This is a genomic window from Ruegeria sp. YKSD163 (genome assembly GCF_059612905.1).
Genome location: NZ_JBXWRM010000039.1, coordinates 1 through 15265, shown reverse-complemented (window position 1 = coordinate 15265; position 15265 = coordinate 1). Strand labels below are relative to the sequence as shown.

General features: G+C 66.2%; 12 protein-coding genes and 2 pseudogenes. 10 read left to right on the top strand and 4 right to left on the bottom strand.

Going from position 1 to position 15265, the window contains the following annotated elements; translation table 11 throughout:
• Together AC2FNA_RS23825 and AC2FNA_RS23820 are read left to right on the top strand one after the other, a co-directional pair.
• Positions 1 to 110: pseudogene (locus AC2FNA_RS23825) on the top strand (bifunctional methylenetetrahydrofolate dehydrogenase/methenyltetrahydrofolate cyclohydrolase); the annotation flags it as partial.
• The gene (locus tag AC2FNA_RS23820; protein WP_496830873.1) at positions 107 to 985 is read left to right on the top strand and encodes a bifunctional 5,10-methylenetetrahydrofolate dehydrogenase/5,10-methenyltetrahydrofolate cyclohydrolase; all 879 of its coding nucleotides are present in this window, start codon (positions 107 to 109) and stop codon (positions 983 to 985) included. The pseudogene AC2FNA_RS23825 and the gene AC2FNA_RS23820, both read left to right, overlap by 4 nt.
• 9 nt (positions 986 to 994) lie before the next feature.
• Here the strand turns inward: AC2FNA_RS23820 and AC2FNA_RS23815 are convergent, their stop codons facing one another.
• A complete protein-coding gene (locus AC2FNA_RS23815; RefSeq protein WP_496830871.1) occupies positions 995 to 1840 on the bottom strand; it encodes an EamA family transporter in 846 nt (281 codons plus the stop codon).
• Positions 1841 to 1963: 123 nt separating this feature from the next.
• On the opposite strand from AC2FNA_RS23815, the gene AC2FNA_RS23810 reads away from it, so the two are divergent.
• Positions 1964 to 4333: a trimethylamine N-oxide demethylase gene (locus AC2FNA_RS23810; RefSeq protein ID WP_496830869.1), complete on the top strand. Its 2370-nt coding sequence runs from the start codon at positions 1964 to 1966 to the stop codon at positions 4331 to 4333.
• A gap of 45 nt (positions 4334 to 4378) precedes the next feature.
• Positions 4379 to 4828, top strand: coding sequence for a group II truncated hemoglobin (locus AC2FNA_RS23805; protein WP_496830867.1), 450 nt, complete (start codon positions 4379 to 4381; stop codon positions 4826 to 4828).
• Between the two features lie 5 nt (positions 4829 to 4833).
• Here the strand turns inward: AC2FNA_RS23805 and AC2FNA_RS23800 are convergent, their stop codons facing one another.
• From AC2FNA_RS23800 to AC2FNA_RS23790, 3 genes are all read right to left on the bottom strand, one after another.
• A complete protein-coding gene (locus AC2FNA_RS23800) occupies positions 4834 to 6156 on the bottom strand; it encodes a glycerate kinase type-2 family protein (RefSeq protein ID WP_496830865.1) in 1323 nt (440 codons plus the stop codon).
• Positions 6095 to 7072, bottom strand: a complete 978-nt coding sequence (locus AC2FNA_RS23795; protein WP_496830863.1) for an HpcH/HpaI aldolase/citrate lyase family protein — start codon at positions 7070 to 7072, stop codon at positions 6095 to 6097. Before AC2FNA_RS23795 ends, AC2FNA_RS23800 begins: the two co-directional genes overlap by 62 nt.
• 128 nt (positions 7073 to 7200) lie before the next feature.
• The gene (locus AC2FNA_RS23790) at positions 7201 to 7815 is read right to left on the bottom strand and encodes a response regulator transcription factor (RefSeq protein ID WP_496830862.1); all 615 of its coding nucleotides are present in this window, start codon (positions 7813 to 7815) and stop codon (positions 7201 to 7203) included.
• A 227-nt stretch (positions 7816 to 8042) separates the two neighbouring features.
• Here AC2FNA_RS23790 and AC2FNA_RS23785 point away from each other — a divergent pair, with 227 nt between their 5' ends.
• The 6 genes and pseudogenes from AC2FNA_RS23785 to glyA all read left to right on the top strand — a co-directional run.
• Complete coding sequence (locus AC2FNA_RS23785) at positions 8043 to 9290, top strand: pyridoxal-phosphate-dependent aminotransferase family protein (RefSeq protein ID WP_496830860.1); 1248 nt, start codon at positions 8043 to 8045, stop codon at positions 9288 to 9290.
• A gap of 40 nt (positions 9291 to 9330) precedes the next feature.
• Positions 9331 to 10530, top strand: coding sequence for a malate--CoA ligase subunit beta (locus tag AC2FNA_RS23780; RefSeq protein WP_496830858.1), 1200 nt, complete (start codon positions 9331 to 9333; stop codon positions 10528 to 10530).
• On the top strand, positions 10527 to 11417 hold the full coding sequence (gene sucD / locus AC2FNA_RS23775; protein ID WP_496830856.1) for a succinate--CoA ligase subunit alpha: 891 nt from the start codon (positions 10527 to 10529) through the stop codon (positions 11415 to 11417). The genes AC2FNA_RS23780 and sucD overlap by 4 nt, the downstream gene beginning before the upstream one ends.
• A complete protein-coding gene (locus AC2FNA_RS23770) occupies positions 11417 to 12409 on the top strand; it encodes a 2-hydroxyacid dehydrogenase (RefSeq protein WP_496830854.1) in 993 nt (330 codons plus the stop codon). The genes sucD and AC2FNA_RS23770 overlap by 1 nt, the downstream gene beginning before the upstream one ends.
• Positions 12409 to 15048: a phosphoenolpyruvate carboxylase gene (locus AC2FNA_RS23765; RefSeq protein WP_496830852.1), complete on the top strand. Its 2640-nt coding sequence runs from the start codon at positions 12409 to 12411 to the stop codon at positions 15046 to 15048. The genes AC2FNA_RS23770 and AC2FNA_RS23765 overlap by 1 nt, the downstream gene beginning before the upstream one ends.
• A 25-nt stretch (positions 15049 to 15073) precedes the next feature.
• Positions 15074 to 15265: pseudogene (gene glyA, locus AC2FNA_RS23760) on the top strand (serine hydroxymethyltransferase); the annotation flags it as partial.

Genomic DNA, 15265 nt, shown 5'->3' with positions numbered 1-15265 from the left:
CCGTCCCCGGCGGCGTCGGCCCCATGACCATCGCCTGCCTGCTCGCCAACACCCTCACCGCATGCACTCGCGCAAACAAACTCACAGAACCAAAGGGACTTACTCCGTGAGCACGGTCGCGGATACTCGCCTGCTGCCGGGAAGACCGGTGCGCGCGCGGATCCTTTCCGAGGTGAGCGCCTATGTGAACCAGGTCGGGCGGATCGGCAAGCTGGTCTCGATCTCGATCGGCAATGTGCCCGAGGTGGCGGTCTATGTGCGCAACCAGGCGCGTGCCGCCAGCGCGGTGGGCGTGCCCTTTGACCAGCAGCTCTGGGATCGCTCGATCAGCCAGGAGGTTTGCCAAAGCCTCATCCGTGAGATGAACGACGATCCGGATGTGCTTGGAATCATTCTGCAACGTCCGGTTCCCGATCATATCAACGTGCGCGCCCTTCAGGCCGCGATCCATCCGCTCAAGGATGTCGAGGGGATGAACCCCGCCTCGATCGGCAATATCGTCTATAACGATGTGGCGATGGCGCCCTGCACGGCGGCGGCGGCGGTTGAACTGATCCGCGAGACCGGCCTGACCATGACCGGGCTCGAAGTGGTGATGGTCGGCCATTCCGAGATCGTGGGCAAGCCGGTGGCGATGATGCTGATGGCCGAGGGCGCCACCGTCACCGTTTGCCATCACATGACCCGCTCGGTCGCAATGCATTCGCGGCGTGCCGATGTGGTGGTGGTGGCGGTGGGCAAGGCGCATCTGATCGGGCCCGACATGATCAAGCCGGGCGCGGTGGTGATCGACATTGGTATCAACCATGTGCCCGGTCCCGCCGGCCCGGTCGTGGTCGGCGATGTGCAGACCGACGCGGTCAAGGAAGTGGCGGGCTGGATCACGCCGGTTCCGGGCGGGGTCGGGCTGGTCACCGTGGCGATCCTGCTGCGCAACGCGATCCGCGCCCATCAGCAGCAGCGCGCGGCGGGCTGGATCCGCTGATCGGTCGCCTTACCAGGCCAGATAGCCGATGGCCAGGAAGGCGGCCAGGCAGCCGGCCCATTGCGGCCGGCTCATGCTTTCGCGCAGAAAGGCCCAGGCCAGCACGATGGTGATCAGGCCGAACATGGACGAGGCCACCGCCGCCAGTTGCGGATGATCCAGCACCCCCGCCGAGATCACCGCCAGCAGGGCAACCCCGTCAAGCAGCCCCATCACCACCAGCGGCAGCAGGGCGGCGGCGCCCACCCGCAGCGTCTGGCGCCGAATCACGATGAGCGCCAGCAACAGCACTAGCGCCGTGACCCGCGCCAGCAGCGTCGCGTTCAATTCGCCATCCAGGGTGGCGGCCAGTTGGCCCAGCTTGAAAGTGGCGGCAAAGCCGATGGCGGCGATCACCGACAGCGCGATGGTCGGCCCCTTGGGCGGGGCGGGGTCGGCGCTGTCATCGGACAGGCCCGCCACCACGCCGACCGCACCCACGATCACCAGCACCGCCAGCACCTGATCGGCACCGATGGGCGACCCGGCCAGAAAGGCAAAGAGCAGCGAGAGAATCGGATAGGCGCCGATGATCGGCGCGACCAGCCGCACAGGCCCGCGTTCAAAGGCAAAATAGAGGCCGAGACTGGCCACCAGAAAGGCCAGTCCGGACCCGATCGAGAGCCACAGCGCCGGCCCCTGCGGCAGGCGCGCACCCTCGGTCGCGGCCAGAACCGACGCCTGAAACGCAAGACCGGTGGCCAGCACCACCGCCAGCGCCCCCATCAATGGCACGGTTCGGCTGAGATAGCGGATGGTGATGTCATGCAGCCCCCAGCAGAGCGCCGCGATCAACCCCAGGCCCAGCGCGCTCATGACGTGCCTCGCGGGGTGGAAATCTGCCGGAAACGGGTTCGAATGGCTTGCACGGTGGGTCCTCGAGATATATTCTCTTCAATAAAGAAATTTTCCGCTAATGCAAATGACCGGAGTGGCAACGTGCTGGATACCAAATACCCCGAGATCATCCCCGGGCCGCCAAAGCCCAGCGCTATCCTGCAACCGAGGGTGTTTTCGCTGCCGCCTGGAACGGAACGCTATGTGGTTCCGGGGGCGGGGGCAATCCTGCTTCGGCTGGAAACCGGCGACCGGATCGAGATCGAGAATACCGAGGGCGGCCAGCCCTGCGAGATCGTCTGCGCCGACCTGCTTGGCGGTTTCGATACCGGGCTGATCGGGGCGCGGGCGCAGGGGGGTCCGTCGGGGCTGATGGCGCTGCTCACCTCGGACGATCCCTCGCTGCGGGGGCTTCGAATGGGGATCGAGGCGCGCGGGCTGAACCTGTCGCAGGCGGGCGCGGTGCATCTTTTCGAACACAGCACGCCTGCGGGCACGACCGAAAGCTTTACCGCCAGCCGCGAGGGGATCGTGATCATCGCGGCCCCCGGCGGCATCATGGATTTCGGGGCGCAGGATACCGCCACGCCGCTGACCGTGTTCATACGCCGCGCGGTGCTGAAAAGCGCGGCCCGGTTCGAACTGCCCGACCCGCTGGCCGATCCGGTTGCCGATATCCGGGTGCATTCCGCAACAGCCGAGGCCTATTTCGTCAAGGCGGGCGACTATATCCAGATCCTCGACGTGGACGGGCGCCAATGCACCGATTTCCAGTGTTTCGCTGCGCGCAAGCTGGACAAGGGCATCGCCCATGCGCTGGACGTGACCACCACCCGGACATTGATGGGCCATGCCTATCCGATGCCGGGCCTGCACGCGAAATACTATGACCAGGAGATGCAGCCGCTGGTCGAGGTGATCCAGGACACCTGCGGGCGCCACGATGCCTTTGCGCTGGCCTGTGCCGCCAAGTATTACGACGATATCGGCTATCCCGGCCACATCAACTGTTCGGACAATTTCAACGCCGCGCTGGCGCCGCACGGGGTCGCGGGGCGGGCCGGCTGGATGGCGATCAACTTCTTCTTCAATACCGGGCTGGACGATCACGGGGTGATGTATGCCGACGAACCCTGGTCGCGCCCGGGCGACTATGTGCTGCTGCGCGCGCTGACCGATCTGGTCTGTGTCAGCTCGGCCTGTCCCGACGATACCTCGGCCGCCAATGGCTGGAACCCGACCGACATCCATGTCCGCACCTATAGCGGCAAGGAGACCTTTCAACGCGCCGTAGCTTACCGGCCCACCCCCGACGCGGAACCGAAAATGACCAAACAGACAGGCTTTCACGACCGGTTCGCCCGGTTCACCGAGAATTTCATCGAATACAACGGCTTCTGGCTGGCCAATTGCATGTCGACCGCAGGCCCGATCGAGGAATATCACGCCTGTCGCGAGAAATGCGTGGTGCTCGACCTCAGCGCGCTGCGCAAGTTCGAGATCACCGGCCCCGACAGCGAGGCGCTGTGCCAGTATATCTTTACCCGCAACATGAAGACCCTGCCGGTGGGCGGCGTCGTCTATACCGCCATGTGCTATCCCCATGGCGGCATGATCGACGACGGCACCGTGTTCCGCCTGGGCAAGGACAATTTCCGCTGGATCGGCGGCTCGGATTACGGCGGCGAATGGATCCGGGAAAAGGCCGCCGAACTGGGGCTCAAGGTGCTGGTACGCTCGTCGACCGACATGCAGCACAATATCGCCGTGCAGGGGCCCGAAAGCCGCGAACTGTTGAAAAAGGTGATCTGGACCGCGCCGCATCAGCCCAAATTCGAAGAGCTCGGCTGGTTCCGCTTTGCCCCCGCCCGGATCGGCGACGATCAGGGTGTTCCGGTGGTGGTCAGCCGCACCGGCTATACCGGCGAGCTGGGATACGAGATCTTCTGCCACCCCAAACACGCAGGCGCAGTGTTCGACGCGGTGTGGGAGGCGGGTCAGGCCCATGGCATCCGCCCGATGGGGCTGGAGGCGCTGGACATGGTGCGGATCGAGGCCGGGCTGATCTTTGCCGGCTACGATTTCAGCGACCAGACCGACCCGTTCGAGGCCGGGATCGGCTTTACCGTGCCGCTCAAGTCCAAGCCGGACGATTTCATCGGGCGCGAGGCGCTGATCCGGCGCAAGGAGCATCCCGCGCGCGTGTTGGTGGGGCTGGATATCGACAGCAATGTCGATGTGGGACATGGCGATTGCGTGCATATCGGACGGGCCCAGATCGGCGAGGTCACATCGTCCATGCGCTCGCCCATTCTGGGCAAGAACATCGCGCTGGCCCGTGTCGATGTGGCCCATCACGAGGTTGGCACCAAGGTCGAGATCGGCAAGCTGGACGGGCACCAGAAACGGCTGCCCGCGACCATCGTGCCCTTTGCCCATTACGACCCGCAGAAAACCAGACCCCGCTCTTGACCTTGGTCAAGGCGGGCCGGGGGCACGGCAGGACAGGATAGGCCCATGACATCGGCTCTGACATCCATCGGTGGCGAGGACGCGCTGCGCGACTTGGTCGAGACCTTTTACGACCGGATGGAGACCGACCCCGCGGCTTGGCCGCTGCATCGGCTGCATTTTCGCGGCCACGGGCTGAACCATACCCGGCAGGCGCAGTTCGAATTCCTCAGCGGCTTTCTGGGCGGGCGCGCTTATTACCGCGAGCGGTTCGGCCATATGAACCTGCGCGAGATCCATGCTCATGTGCCGATCCGCGAGGCCGATGCCGAGCTGTGGCTGAAAACCTTTGACGCGGCGCTGGCCGAGTGCGGCCTTGGGGGCGAGGTTGTGGACAAGTTCCGCGCCACCCTGCGGCGGGCGGCGCTGATGCTGGTCAATGACGTGCCCGACTGGCGCGAGGAAAGCGACGTCAAGGCGCGCGCCGCCCAGGGGTGCCCTTCGGGCGGCGCCTGAAACGCTCAGCCCAGAAGCAGGATCTGCACATCCGCGACATTGGTGCCGGTGGCGCCGGTCACCAGCAAATCGCCCGACAGGGTCAGCGCACTGTTGCTGTCATTGCGCGCCAGGAACGTCTCGGGCGCGGCTCCGGCGGCACGGATGCGGGGCAGGGTGCCCGCATCGACACAGGCGCCCGCCGCCTCGGTGGGGCCGTCGCGCCCGTCGGTCCCTGCTGACAGGAACAGCCAGGGCCGCGACGGCGGCATGACCTCCATCAGTGCGGCCAGCCGCAGGGCCAGTTCCTGATTGCGCCCGCCAATGCCGCTGCCGCGCACGCGCACGGTGGTCTCGCCGCCCCAGATCAGGGCCTGCGGCCCCTCTTCCTGTGCGGCGCGGGATAGGGCCTCGGCCACAGTCTCGGCGGCCTCGCCCACATCGCCCACCAGCGGCTCGTCGATCACCCGGACCGCGCCAAAGGCGGCCAGCGCCGCCGCCGCCGCCGCCAGGCTCTCGCGATTGCCGCCGATCAGGTGATTGCTGGCCTTGGGGAGCGGGGTGGCGGCCTCGGGCTGGCGCAGATGGCGGCGGATGCTGTCGGGTAGCGCGTCGGCGATCCCTTTGCGGGCAAGCAGGTCGCGGATCTCGGCCCGGCTGGCGATCGGGGCCACGGTCGGGCCGCTGGCGATGGCGCGCAGGTCGTCACCGATCACATCGGACAGGATATAGGCGGTGACCGGGGCAGGGGCCGCGTGGCGCAGCAGCCCGCCGCCCTTCAGGACCGAGACATGCTGGCGCACCGCGTTCACCGCGTTGATATCCAGCCCGCTTTGCAGCAGCAGCCGGTTCAGCGCCTGCTTGTCATCCAGCGTGACCCCATCGGGCGGGGCCGGCAACAGGGCCGAGCCGCCGCCCGAGATCAGCGCCAGCACCACGTCGTGCGCGGTTGTCTCGGCCAATATCTCGCGCAAGCGGCGGGCGGCATGGTGGCCGATCTCGTCGGGCACCGGGTGCCCGGCGCGGAACACCTCGGCCCCGGCCACCGGCTCCTGATTCTCGCGATGGGTGACGCAGAGCATCACCCGGGGGCCGGTGATCTGGCCGTGCAGCGCCCGGATCATCGCCGGGGCGGCCTTGCCCAGGGCGACAACAATGGTCTTGCCGTCGCCGCTGGGGCGGGGCAGGCCGGTCTGGCGCAGGCAGTCGGTCAGCGCCAGGCCGGGATCGGCACGGCGCACGGCGGCCCGGAACGCCCGGACCGCCGCCCTTCGCAGGCTTGTCGTGTCAGTTGCCGGCAATTTGGCGGGCCTTTTCCACCAGCACCTCGGCCTGACGGATCGAGGCATAGTCGATCAGCCGCCCATCGAGCGAGACCGCGCCCTTGCCCGCCGCCTCGGCCTCGGCCATCGCCTCCAGAATGCGGCGCGCCTTGGTGACTTCGGCCTCGGAGGGGCTCATCACCTCGTTGGCCAGCGCGATCTGGCTGGGATGGATGGCCCATTTGCCCTCGCAGCCCAGCACCGCGGCCCGCTTGGCGGCGGCGCGATAGCCCTCGGGGTCCTGGAAATCGCCAAACGGCCCGTCGATCGGGCGCAGCCCGTTGGCGCGGGCGGCGACCACCATGCGGGCCAGGGCATAATGCCACATGTCGCCCCAATGCACCGCGCGGCTGCCATCCTCCAGCGGGTCGGTCAGCACCGAGTAATCCGGGTTCACCCCGCCAATGATCGTGGTGCGTGCCCGGGTCGAAGCGGCGTAATCGGCTACGCCGAAATGCAGGCTCTCGTTGCGTTTCGAGGCGCCGGCGATCTCGGTCACGTTCTGCATGCCAAGCGCGGTCTCGATGATATGTTCGAAACCGATCCGTTTCTTGTAGCCCTTGGCGTCTTCGATCTGGGTCACCATCATGTCGACCGCATAGACATCGGCGGCCGTGCCGACCTTGGGAATCATGATCAGGTCCAGCCGTTCGCCGGCCTGTTCGACCACGTCGACCACGTCGCGATACATGTAATGGGTGTCCAGTCCGTTGATGCGGACCGACATCGTCTTGCTGCCCCAATCGACCTCGTTCAGGGCCTTGATGATGTTCTTGCGCGCCTGTTCCTTCTCGTCGGGCGCGACCGCGTCCTCGAGATCCAGGAAGATGACGTCGACATCTGATTGTGCCGCTTTTTCAAACATTTGCGGCTGCGATCCGGGCACGGCCAGTTCCGAGCGGTTGAGCCGCGCGGGGGCTTGTTCGATGGGGTGGAAGGACATGGGAAAGGACCCTTTTCTGCGTGTCTGAGGGATGTGTCCCTTTCAGCCATTGGCAAAAATAGATTTCCTGTCAATTAAAAAAATTGCATCCCAGTGTATACCGAATGTGGGGGCAGACCTCTCTGCACTCAGCCCTTTGCCTGCGAAGAATAGTAGAAAGCGATTGCCTGTGCGCGGTTCTTTACCGACAGTTTGTCGAAGACATTCGACAGGTGGAACTTGACCGTGTTGGTCGAGATGCCCAGTCGCGCGGCCAGTTGTTTGTTGGTCAGCCCCTCGGCCAGCGCCTCGAGCAAGAGCCGTTCCTTGCGCGACAACGTGCTGATCGGATCGGCGCGCAATTCGCGCACGTCGAGGAAGGGAAACACCATCTTGCCCTCGGCCACGTCCAGGCAGGTCTGCACCAGTTTGTCGATCGGCGCCGAGCGCGAGACAAAGGCCGCCGCCCCCACCGCCATGGCGCGGCGCGGCAGGCCCGGGTCTTGGTCGTGGCCATAGATGACGACACGTGGCGCGCGCTCCTGTGCACGCAGCACCTCGGTCAGCTTTTCCGCCCCCAGTGCGGGCAGGTTCCAGTCGATCACCCCGACCTGGATCGGCACCCGCATCGCCATGCCCAGAAACCCTTCGGCAGTGGCGGTGGTTGCGACCAGAGAGAATCGCGGATCACGCTCGAACACCTCGGACATGGCCGACAGCACCAGCGGATTGTCGTCCCCCAGCATGATTTCGACCCGTGCCATGATTTGCTATCCTTTTGAACGCAATTGTAAAATCAGAATAACCTACCCATTCAGGTAGTGATATTTTCGGCATACACCGGGATACATACCCAAATGGGTAGGTTTCTACCCGCCCTATTGGGTGTCCAAAAGCAGGAGTATCGGACGTTTTTTCACCAAACAAGAGATTTTATCACTGTGGGAAACCCGACCGGCCGCCTCTGGCCGACCAATGCCAAGGAGCCCACATGTCCGCTGACACGCTGTTTCCCAAACTCGACATTCCGGCCACCATCGCGGCGGGCCCCGGCCCGGGCAATACCGATGCCCGCGTGCTTGCCGCCTTTAGCGGTGCGGGTCTGGCCGATCACATGCATGGCGACGTTCTGCGCGGCATGGTCGAATGCAAGCTGATGCTGCGCCGGATCTGGGGCACCGACAACATCCACACATTCGGCGTCGCCGGAACTGGCTGGAGCGGGCTGGACGTGATGTTCAGCGCGGTGATGCCGGGCGACAAGGTGGTGGTGTTCACCAACGGCACCTTCTCGGGCATCGACGGGCTGACCGTCCGCATGAAGGCCGCCACCGCCGAGGAACTGGCCGCCAATCCGCTCGACCCGCGCCCGGCGTCGGTTGTGATCGTCGATATCCCGCATGGCCAGTCGGTCACCGGCGAGATCGTCGAGACCGCCCTGGCCGAGCACAAGCCGAAATGGGCTGCCATGGCCCATTGGGAGACGGGTTCCGGCCGGATCAACGACATTGCCGGGTTCAGCGCCGCCTGTAAACGCCATGACGTGATGGGCCTGGTCGACGCGGTGTCGTCGCTGGGGGTCGAGGATTTCCGGATCGACGATTTCCCGGGCGTGCATGGCTGGGCGTCCTGCCCGCAAAAGGGCATCTGCTGCCTGCCGCTGACCTATGCGCCGGTATCCTTCACCGACCGCTATATCCAGACCCTGCGCGCCACCGGCACCCGCAGCTTTGTGCATCACCCGATCCTTGAAGCGCGCCACTGGGGCATCATCGACGGCCAGGATGTGGACAAGGGCACCTATCACCGCACCCATTCCGCTTATGCGGTCGCAGCCTTTCACGAGGCGCTGCGCATCACCCTGCAACAGGGTGTGGCCAACCGGGCCAAGGACTATGCCTATCACGAGGCGGCGCTGCGCCGCGCGGTCGAGGCGCTGGGATGCGAGGTCACCTCGAACATGACCTCGCTGGTGGTGCTGAACCTGCCGGGCGACCTGCGCGGCCGCGAGATGGAACTGGTGCAGAACTGCCGTGCCCGCAACTTCGGCATCTGGCCGACCCTGTCGGCGCCGGTACAGGTGCGCATCGGCATCCTGAACCTGCTCAGCCGCGCCGCGGTCACCGATATCGTCACCCGCTTTGCCGAGGCGATCCGCGAATTGGGCGGGGCAGGCGACGAGGCCGCTGCGCTGGCCGCGCTGGATGCTCATTACCAGAACGCGATCGCGGCGGAGTAACCCCGCGCGCCCCTTTCCATGGTCGAGGAGGAGAGACCTCATGGACATTCACGAATATCAGGCCAAGGAAATCCTGGCGAATTTCGGGGTCGACATTCCCCCCGGCGCGCTGGCCTACAGCCCCGAACAGGCCGCCTATCGCGCCCGCGAGATCGGTGGTGACCGCTGGGTGGTCAAGGCCCAGGTTCACGCCGGGGGCCGTGGCAAGGCGGGCGGCGTCAAGGTCTGCGCCAGCGATGCCGAGATTCAGGAGACCTGCGAGAACCTGTTCGGTCGCAAGCTGGTCACCCATCAGACCGGCCCCGAGGGCAAGGGCATCTATCGCGTCTATGTCGAGGGCGCGGTGCCGATCGAGCGCGAGATCTATCTTGGCTTCGTGCTCGACCGCAGCTCGCAACGGGTGATGATCGTCGCCTCGGCCGAGGGTGGCATGGAGATCGAGGAGATCTCGGCCGAGAAGCCCGAAAGCATCGTGCGCGCCACGGTAGAACCGGCGGTGGGTCTGCAGGATTTCCAGTGCCGCCAGATCGCCTTCAAGCTGGGCATCGACCCGGCGCTGACCGCGCGCATGGTGCGCACCCTGCAGGGCTGCTATCAGGCGTTCAGCGAATATGACGCCACCATGGTCGAGATCAACCCGCTGGTGATCACCGGCGACAACCGCATCCTGGCGCTTGATGCCAAGATGACGTTTGACGACAACGCCCTGTTCCGCCACCCCCATATCAGCGAGCTGCGCGACAAGAGCCAGGAAGACCCGCGCGAAAGCCGCGCCGCCGACCGGGGCCTGTCCTATGTCGGGCTCGACGGCAATATCGGCTGCATCGTCAACGGGGCCGGTCTGGCCATGGCCACCATGGACACGATCAAGCTGGCCGGGGGCGAGCCTGCCAACTTCCTCGATATCGGCGGCGGCGCCACGCCCGAACGGGTGGCCAAGGCGTTCCGGCTGGTGATGTCGGACAGCAACGTGCAGGCGGTTCTGGTCAACATCTTTGCCGGCATCAACCGCTGCGACTGGGTCGCCGAGGGCGTCGTGCAGGCGCTGAAAGAGGTGCAGGTCGAAGTACCGGTCATCGTCCGCCTGGCGGGCACCAATGTCGAAGAGGGTCAGAAGATCCTTGCCAAATCCGGCCTGCCGATCATTCGCGCCCGCACCCTGATGGAGGCCGCCGAACGCGCGGTGGGCGCCTGGAAGAACGACCTTACCGAAAACACCATTGTGAGGGCTGTGCAATGAGCATCTTCATCGACAGGGAAACGCCGGTCATCGTGCAGGGCATCACCGGCAAGATGGCGCGCTTTCACACCGCGGACATGATCGCCTATGGCACCAATGTCGTGGGCGGCGTGGTGCCCGGCAAGGGTGGCCAGACGGTCGAGGGCGTGCCGGTCTTCGACACCGTCGAAGAGGCGGTCGAGCGCACTGGCGCCGAGGCGAGCCTGGTTTTCGTGCCGCCGCCCTTTGCCGCCGACAGCATCATGGAGGCCGCAGATGCGGGCATCCGCTACTGCGTCTGCATCACCGACGGCATCCCGGCCCAGGACATGATCAGGGTCAAGCGCTACATGTACCGCTACCCGCGCGAGCGCCGCATGGTGCTGACCGGCCCCAACTGCGCCGGCACCATCAGCCCCGGCAAGGCTCTGCTGGGGATCATGCCCGGCCATATCTATCTGCCGGGTCCGGTGGGCATCATCGGCCGCTCGGGCACGCTGGGTTACGAGGCCGCCGCCCAGCTCAAGGAGCATGGCATCGGTGTCTCGACCTCGGTCGGGATCGGTGGCGACCCGATCAACGGTTCGTCCTTCAAGGACATCCTTCACCGGTTCGAGCAGGATGACGAAACCCATGTCATCTGCATGATCGGCGAGATCGGCGGCCCGCAAGAGGCCGAGGCCGCGGCCTATATCCGCGACCACGTGTCCAAGCCGGTGATCGCCTATGTGGCGGGCTTGACCGCACCCAAGGGCCGCACCATGGGCCATGCCGGCGCGATCATCTCGGCATTCGGCGAAAGCGCCTCGGAAAAGGTCGAGATCCTCACCGCCGCCGGTGTCACCGTGGCGCCCAACCCGGCGGTGATCGGCGACACCATCGCCAAGGTCCTGAAGGAGGCGGCGTGATGAACATGCCGGTTATCATGAACAGCAAGCCCAAGGTTCTGGTCACCCGCCGCTGGCCCGCCGCCGTCGAGGCGCAACTGTCCGAACGGTTCGATACCGAGTTCAACCGGACCGATACCCCCCTGACCAGTGCCGAGTTCCGCTCGGCCCTGGCCCGGTTCGACGCGATCCTGCCCACGGTCACCGACAAGCTGGGGGCCGAGGCGCTGGATGTCAGCGCGCCGCAAACCCGGCTGCTGGCCAATTACGGCGTGGGTTACAGCCATATCGACGCCGACGCGGTCCGCGCCCATGGCATCGCCGTGTCCAACACCCCCGACGTGCTGTCGGAATGCACCGCCGATATCGCCATGACGCTGATGCTGATGGTGGCGCGGCGCGCGGGCGAGGGCGAGCGCGAGCTGCGCGCCGGCCAGTGGACCGGCTGGCGCCCGACCCATCTGGTGGGGGCCAAGGTCTCGGGCAAGGTGCTGGGCATCGTCGGCTTCGGCCGCATAGGTCAGGCCATGGCGCAGCGTGCCCATCACGGGTTCGGCATGAAAATCCTGGTGCAGAACCGCTCGGCGGTGCCGCAGGATGTGCTGGACCGCTACGGCGCCACCCAGGTCGAGACGCTGGACGCGATGCTGCCGCATTGCGATTTCGTCTCGCTGCACTGCCCGGGCGGGGCGGCCAACCGGCACCTGATCAACAGCCGCCGGCTGGACCTGATGAAGCCCGATGCATTCCTGATCAACACCGCGCGCGGCGAGGTGGTGGACGAGCACGCGCTGGCGCAGGCGCTTATGTTCGACTGTATCGGCGGCGCCGCGCTGGACGTCTTCGACGGCGAACCGCGCATCGCGCCGGTCCTGCTCGAGTGCGACAATCTGGTGATGCTGCCGCATCTGGGCAGCGCCACCCGCGAAACCCGCGAGGCGATGGGCATGCGGGTGCTCGACAATCTGGTCGACTATTTCGAGGGGCGCGATCCGCGCGACAAGGTGCTGTGATGCAGGCGGCGGCGGAAACCGCGCCCTCTGCGGACGCGACGGTCTATGCCGCCGAGGTGCATGCGCGCCTGCGCTTGGCCTGGCTGCGGGTGCTGCGGCGGCGTGCGCCCGCCGTGGCGCGCGCGGTCGAATCCGGGGCTGAGTGGTGGGATGATACGGCCTATGCCGAACATCTTCAGGCCGCGACGATCTGGTTTCACCTGCAACAGATCATGGACGAGAACCTGGCCATCCGCGAGGCGCGACAGGCCGAACGCAGCGGTGCCGCCCGCGACGTGCCGGGCAGTTTCGCCCGCGCGCTTGCTGACGCAGACCCCGAGGCCCGGCGCGAGATGCGGCGCCTCTTGGCCGAGGCGAAGCTGTCCGTCGGCCCCACCATCACCGCCCACCCGACCGAGGCCAAGCGGGTCTCGGTCATGGAAATTCACCGGCGCATCTATCGCCATCTGGTGCAGTTCGAATCCCGCCGCTGGAGTCCGCAAGAGGAAACCCGGCTGGAACAGCGGCTCGAGATGGAGATCGACCTTCTCTGGCTGACCGGCGAGCTGCGGATGGAGCGCCCGACACTGGCGGCGGAAATTGACTGGGGACTGCAATTCTATCGCACCAGCCTGATCGCGGCGGTGCCCCGGCTGTATGAACGCTATCGCAGCGCGGTCGATGCCGAGTTTGGCCCCGGTTTTCCCGGTACCGCCTGCCTGAAATTCCATTCCTGGATCGGCGGCGACCGCGACGGCAACCCCAATGTCACCGCTGAGGTGACACGCATGGCGCTGGAACGCTCGCGTGACATGATGCGCGGCGTCTATGTCGCGGCTCTGGATGAGATCGTGCAGCGGCTGAGCCTGTCGGACCGGCTGGTGCCGGTGCCGCCCGCCGAACGCGCCGCGCTGGAGCGGATCGTGACCCGCCGCGCGGATGACCCGGCGGCTTGCGCCCAACGCAACCCCAACGAGCTGTTCCGTCAGGCCGCCGCCGCCATCGCCCAGGCGGTCTCCGGCGGCCGTTACGCCCATGTCACCGATTTCATTTCCGATCTGGAAACGCTGGACCGGGGGCTGCAAGCCATCGACGCCGGTCTGTTGGCCGATCTGCTGGTGCGCCCGCTGATCTGGCAGGTCAATGTCTTTGGCTTTCGCGCCCATACCCTTGATATCCGACAGAATTCCGAGGTGGTGACCCGCACCCTTCACGATCTGTGGCAGGCAGCGGGCGAGGCCCCCGAGCCGCTGTCGCCCGCCTGGTCCGCACGGCTGCGGGCCGAGCTGGGCAAACCCGATCTGCCCTATGTGGCGCGCGAACGCCTTGGCCCCGAGGCTGCGGAACTGATGGCCCTGCTGGAGCTGATGCGCGAGATTCGCAGCGGCGCCGATCCGCAGGCGATCGGTCCCTTCATCCTGTCGATGACCCGCTCCGCCGACGACCTGCTGGCGGTCTATCTGCTGGCGCGTTACGCGGGCTTTGGTGCCGAGCGCTTGCCGCTCAAGGTGGTGCCGCTGTTCGAGACCATCGAGGATCTGCGCGCCGCCCCCGCCATCCTGCGCGATGTGCTGGAGGTGCCCGTTGCCGCCCGCAGCCTGCGCGACGGCTCGGGTCAGATCGAGATCATGCTGGGCTATTCCGACAGTAACAAGGATGGCGGTTTCCTCTGTTCCACCTGGTCGCTTGACCGGGCGCAGCGGGCGATCACCCGGGCGCTGGCGCGCAGCGGGCTGAAACCCGTCTTCTTTCACGGGCGCGGCGGCTCGGTCAGTCGGGGCGGGGCGCCCACCGAACGCGCCATCGCCGCCCAGCCGCGCGGCACCCTGAACGGCACCCTGCGCCTGACCGAACAGGGCGAGGTGGTGACCGCCAAATACGCCAATACCGGCACCGCCGCGGCGCAGCTGGAGCTGCTGGCCTCCTCGGTGCTGCGCCACAGCGCGCAGCCCGCCTTCGAGGCGGTCGACCCCGAGGCCGAGGACGTAATGGAGACGCTGTCGAGCCTCAGCCAGACCCGGTACCAGACCCTGCTGCAACACCCGGCCTTTCTGGACTATTTCAACCAGGCCAGCCCGGTGAACGAACTGGCGCTGCTGCGCATCGGCTCACGCCCGGCGCGGCGGTTCGGGGCGCAATCGCTGTCCGATCTGCGCGCCATCCCCTGGGTCTTTGCCTGGAGCCAGAACCGCCACATGATCAGCAGCTGGTACGGGTTCGGCAGCGCGGTCGAGGATTTCTGCACCGTGCGCGGCGAACGCGGCCGCGCGCAGCTGCGCCGGCTGTTCGAGCGGGTACCGCTGTTCCGGCTGATCGTGGACGAGGTCGAAAAATCGCTGGTTCTGTCCCGGCTCGACATTGCCGAGGGCTATGCCGCGCTGGTGTCGGACCGGGCCGGGGCCGAGGCGATCTTTGCCCGGATCGGCGCCGAACATGGGCGCAGCAGCCAGGCCATCGAGATGCTGACGGGGCAGGGGAATGGGGTGCGCTTTCCCAATTTCCTAGGACGGGTGGCTCGCAATGACGCGACGCTGCGCGCCGCTCATGCCGCCCAGATCGGCCTGTTGGGAGCGCTGCGCGCGGATCCGGGGCAAGACCGCCGCATCCGCCTGATGCAAACCATGAACTGTATCTCGGCCGGCCTAGGCTGGACGGGATGACCCCCCGCAATTTTCAGGAGCTGTCATGAACGCGAGCCACCAGGATACCGGATTTTTCACAGAGGCGCTTTCGGAGCGTGATCCCGAGCTGTTCGGGGCGATCACGTCCGAGCTGGGGCGCCAGCGCGACGAGATCGAGCTGATCGCGTCCGAAAACATCGTCTCGGCCGCCGTGATGCAGGCGCAGGGCTCGGTGATGACCAACAAATACGCCGAA

Bases quoted from the DNA above. Each gene is read 5' to 3' on its own strand.
- AC2FNA_RS23815 (WP_496830871.1), bottom strand. From the start codon at position 1,840: ATGAGCGCGCTGGGCCTGGGGTTGATCGCGGCGCTCTGCTGGGGGCTG.
- AC2FNA_RS23800 (WP_496830865.1), bottom strand. From the start codon at position 6,156: ATGCCTCGATCCGTCAGGCCGAGGTGCTGGTGGAAAAGGCCCGCCAAA.
- AC2FNA_RS23780 (WP_496830858.1), top strand. From the start codon at position 9,331: ATGGACATTCACGAATATCAGGCCAAGGAAATCCTGGCGAATTTCGGG.
- AC2FNA_RS23785 (WP_496830860.1), top strand. From the start codon at position 8,043: ATGTCCGCTGACACGCTGTTTCCCAAACTCGACATTCCGGCCACCATC.
- AC2FNA_RS23770 (WP_496830854.1), top strand. From the start codon at position 11,417: ATGAACATGCCGGTTATCATGAACAGCAAGCCCAAGGTTCTGGTCACC.
- AC2FNA_RS23795 (WP_496830863.1), bottom strand. From the start codon at position 7,072: ATGTCCTTCCACCCCATCGAACAAGCCCCCGCGCGGCTCAACCGCTCG.
- AC2FNA_RS23765 (WP_496830852.1), top strand. From the start codon at position 12,409: ATGCAGGCGGCGGCGGAAACCGCGCCCTCTGCGGACGCGACGGTCTAT.
- AC2FNA_RS23790 (WP_496830862.1), bottom strand. From the start codon at position 7,815: ATGGCACGGGTCGAAATCATGCTGGGGGACGACAATCCGCTGGTGCTG.
- AC2FNA_RS23805 (WP_496830867.1), top strand. From the start codon at position 4,379: ATGACATCGGCTCTGACATCCATCGGTGGCGAGGACGCGCTGCGCGAC.
- sucD (WP_496830856.1), top strand. From the start codon at position 10,527: ATGAGCATCTTCATCGACAGGGAAACGCCGGTCATCGTGCAGGGCATC.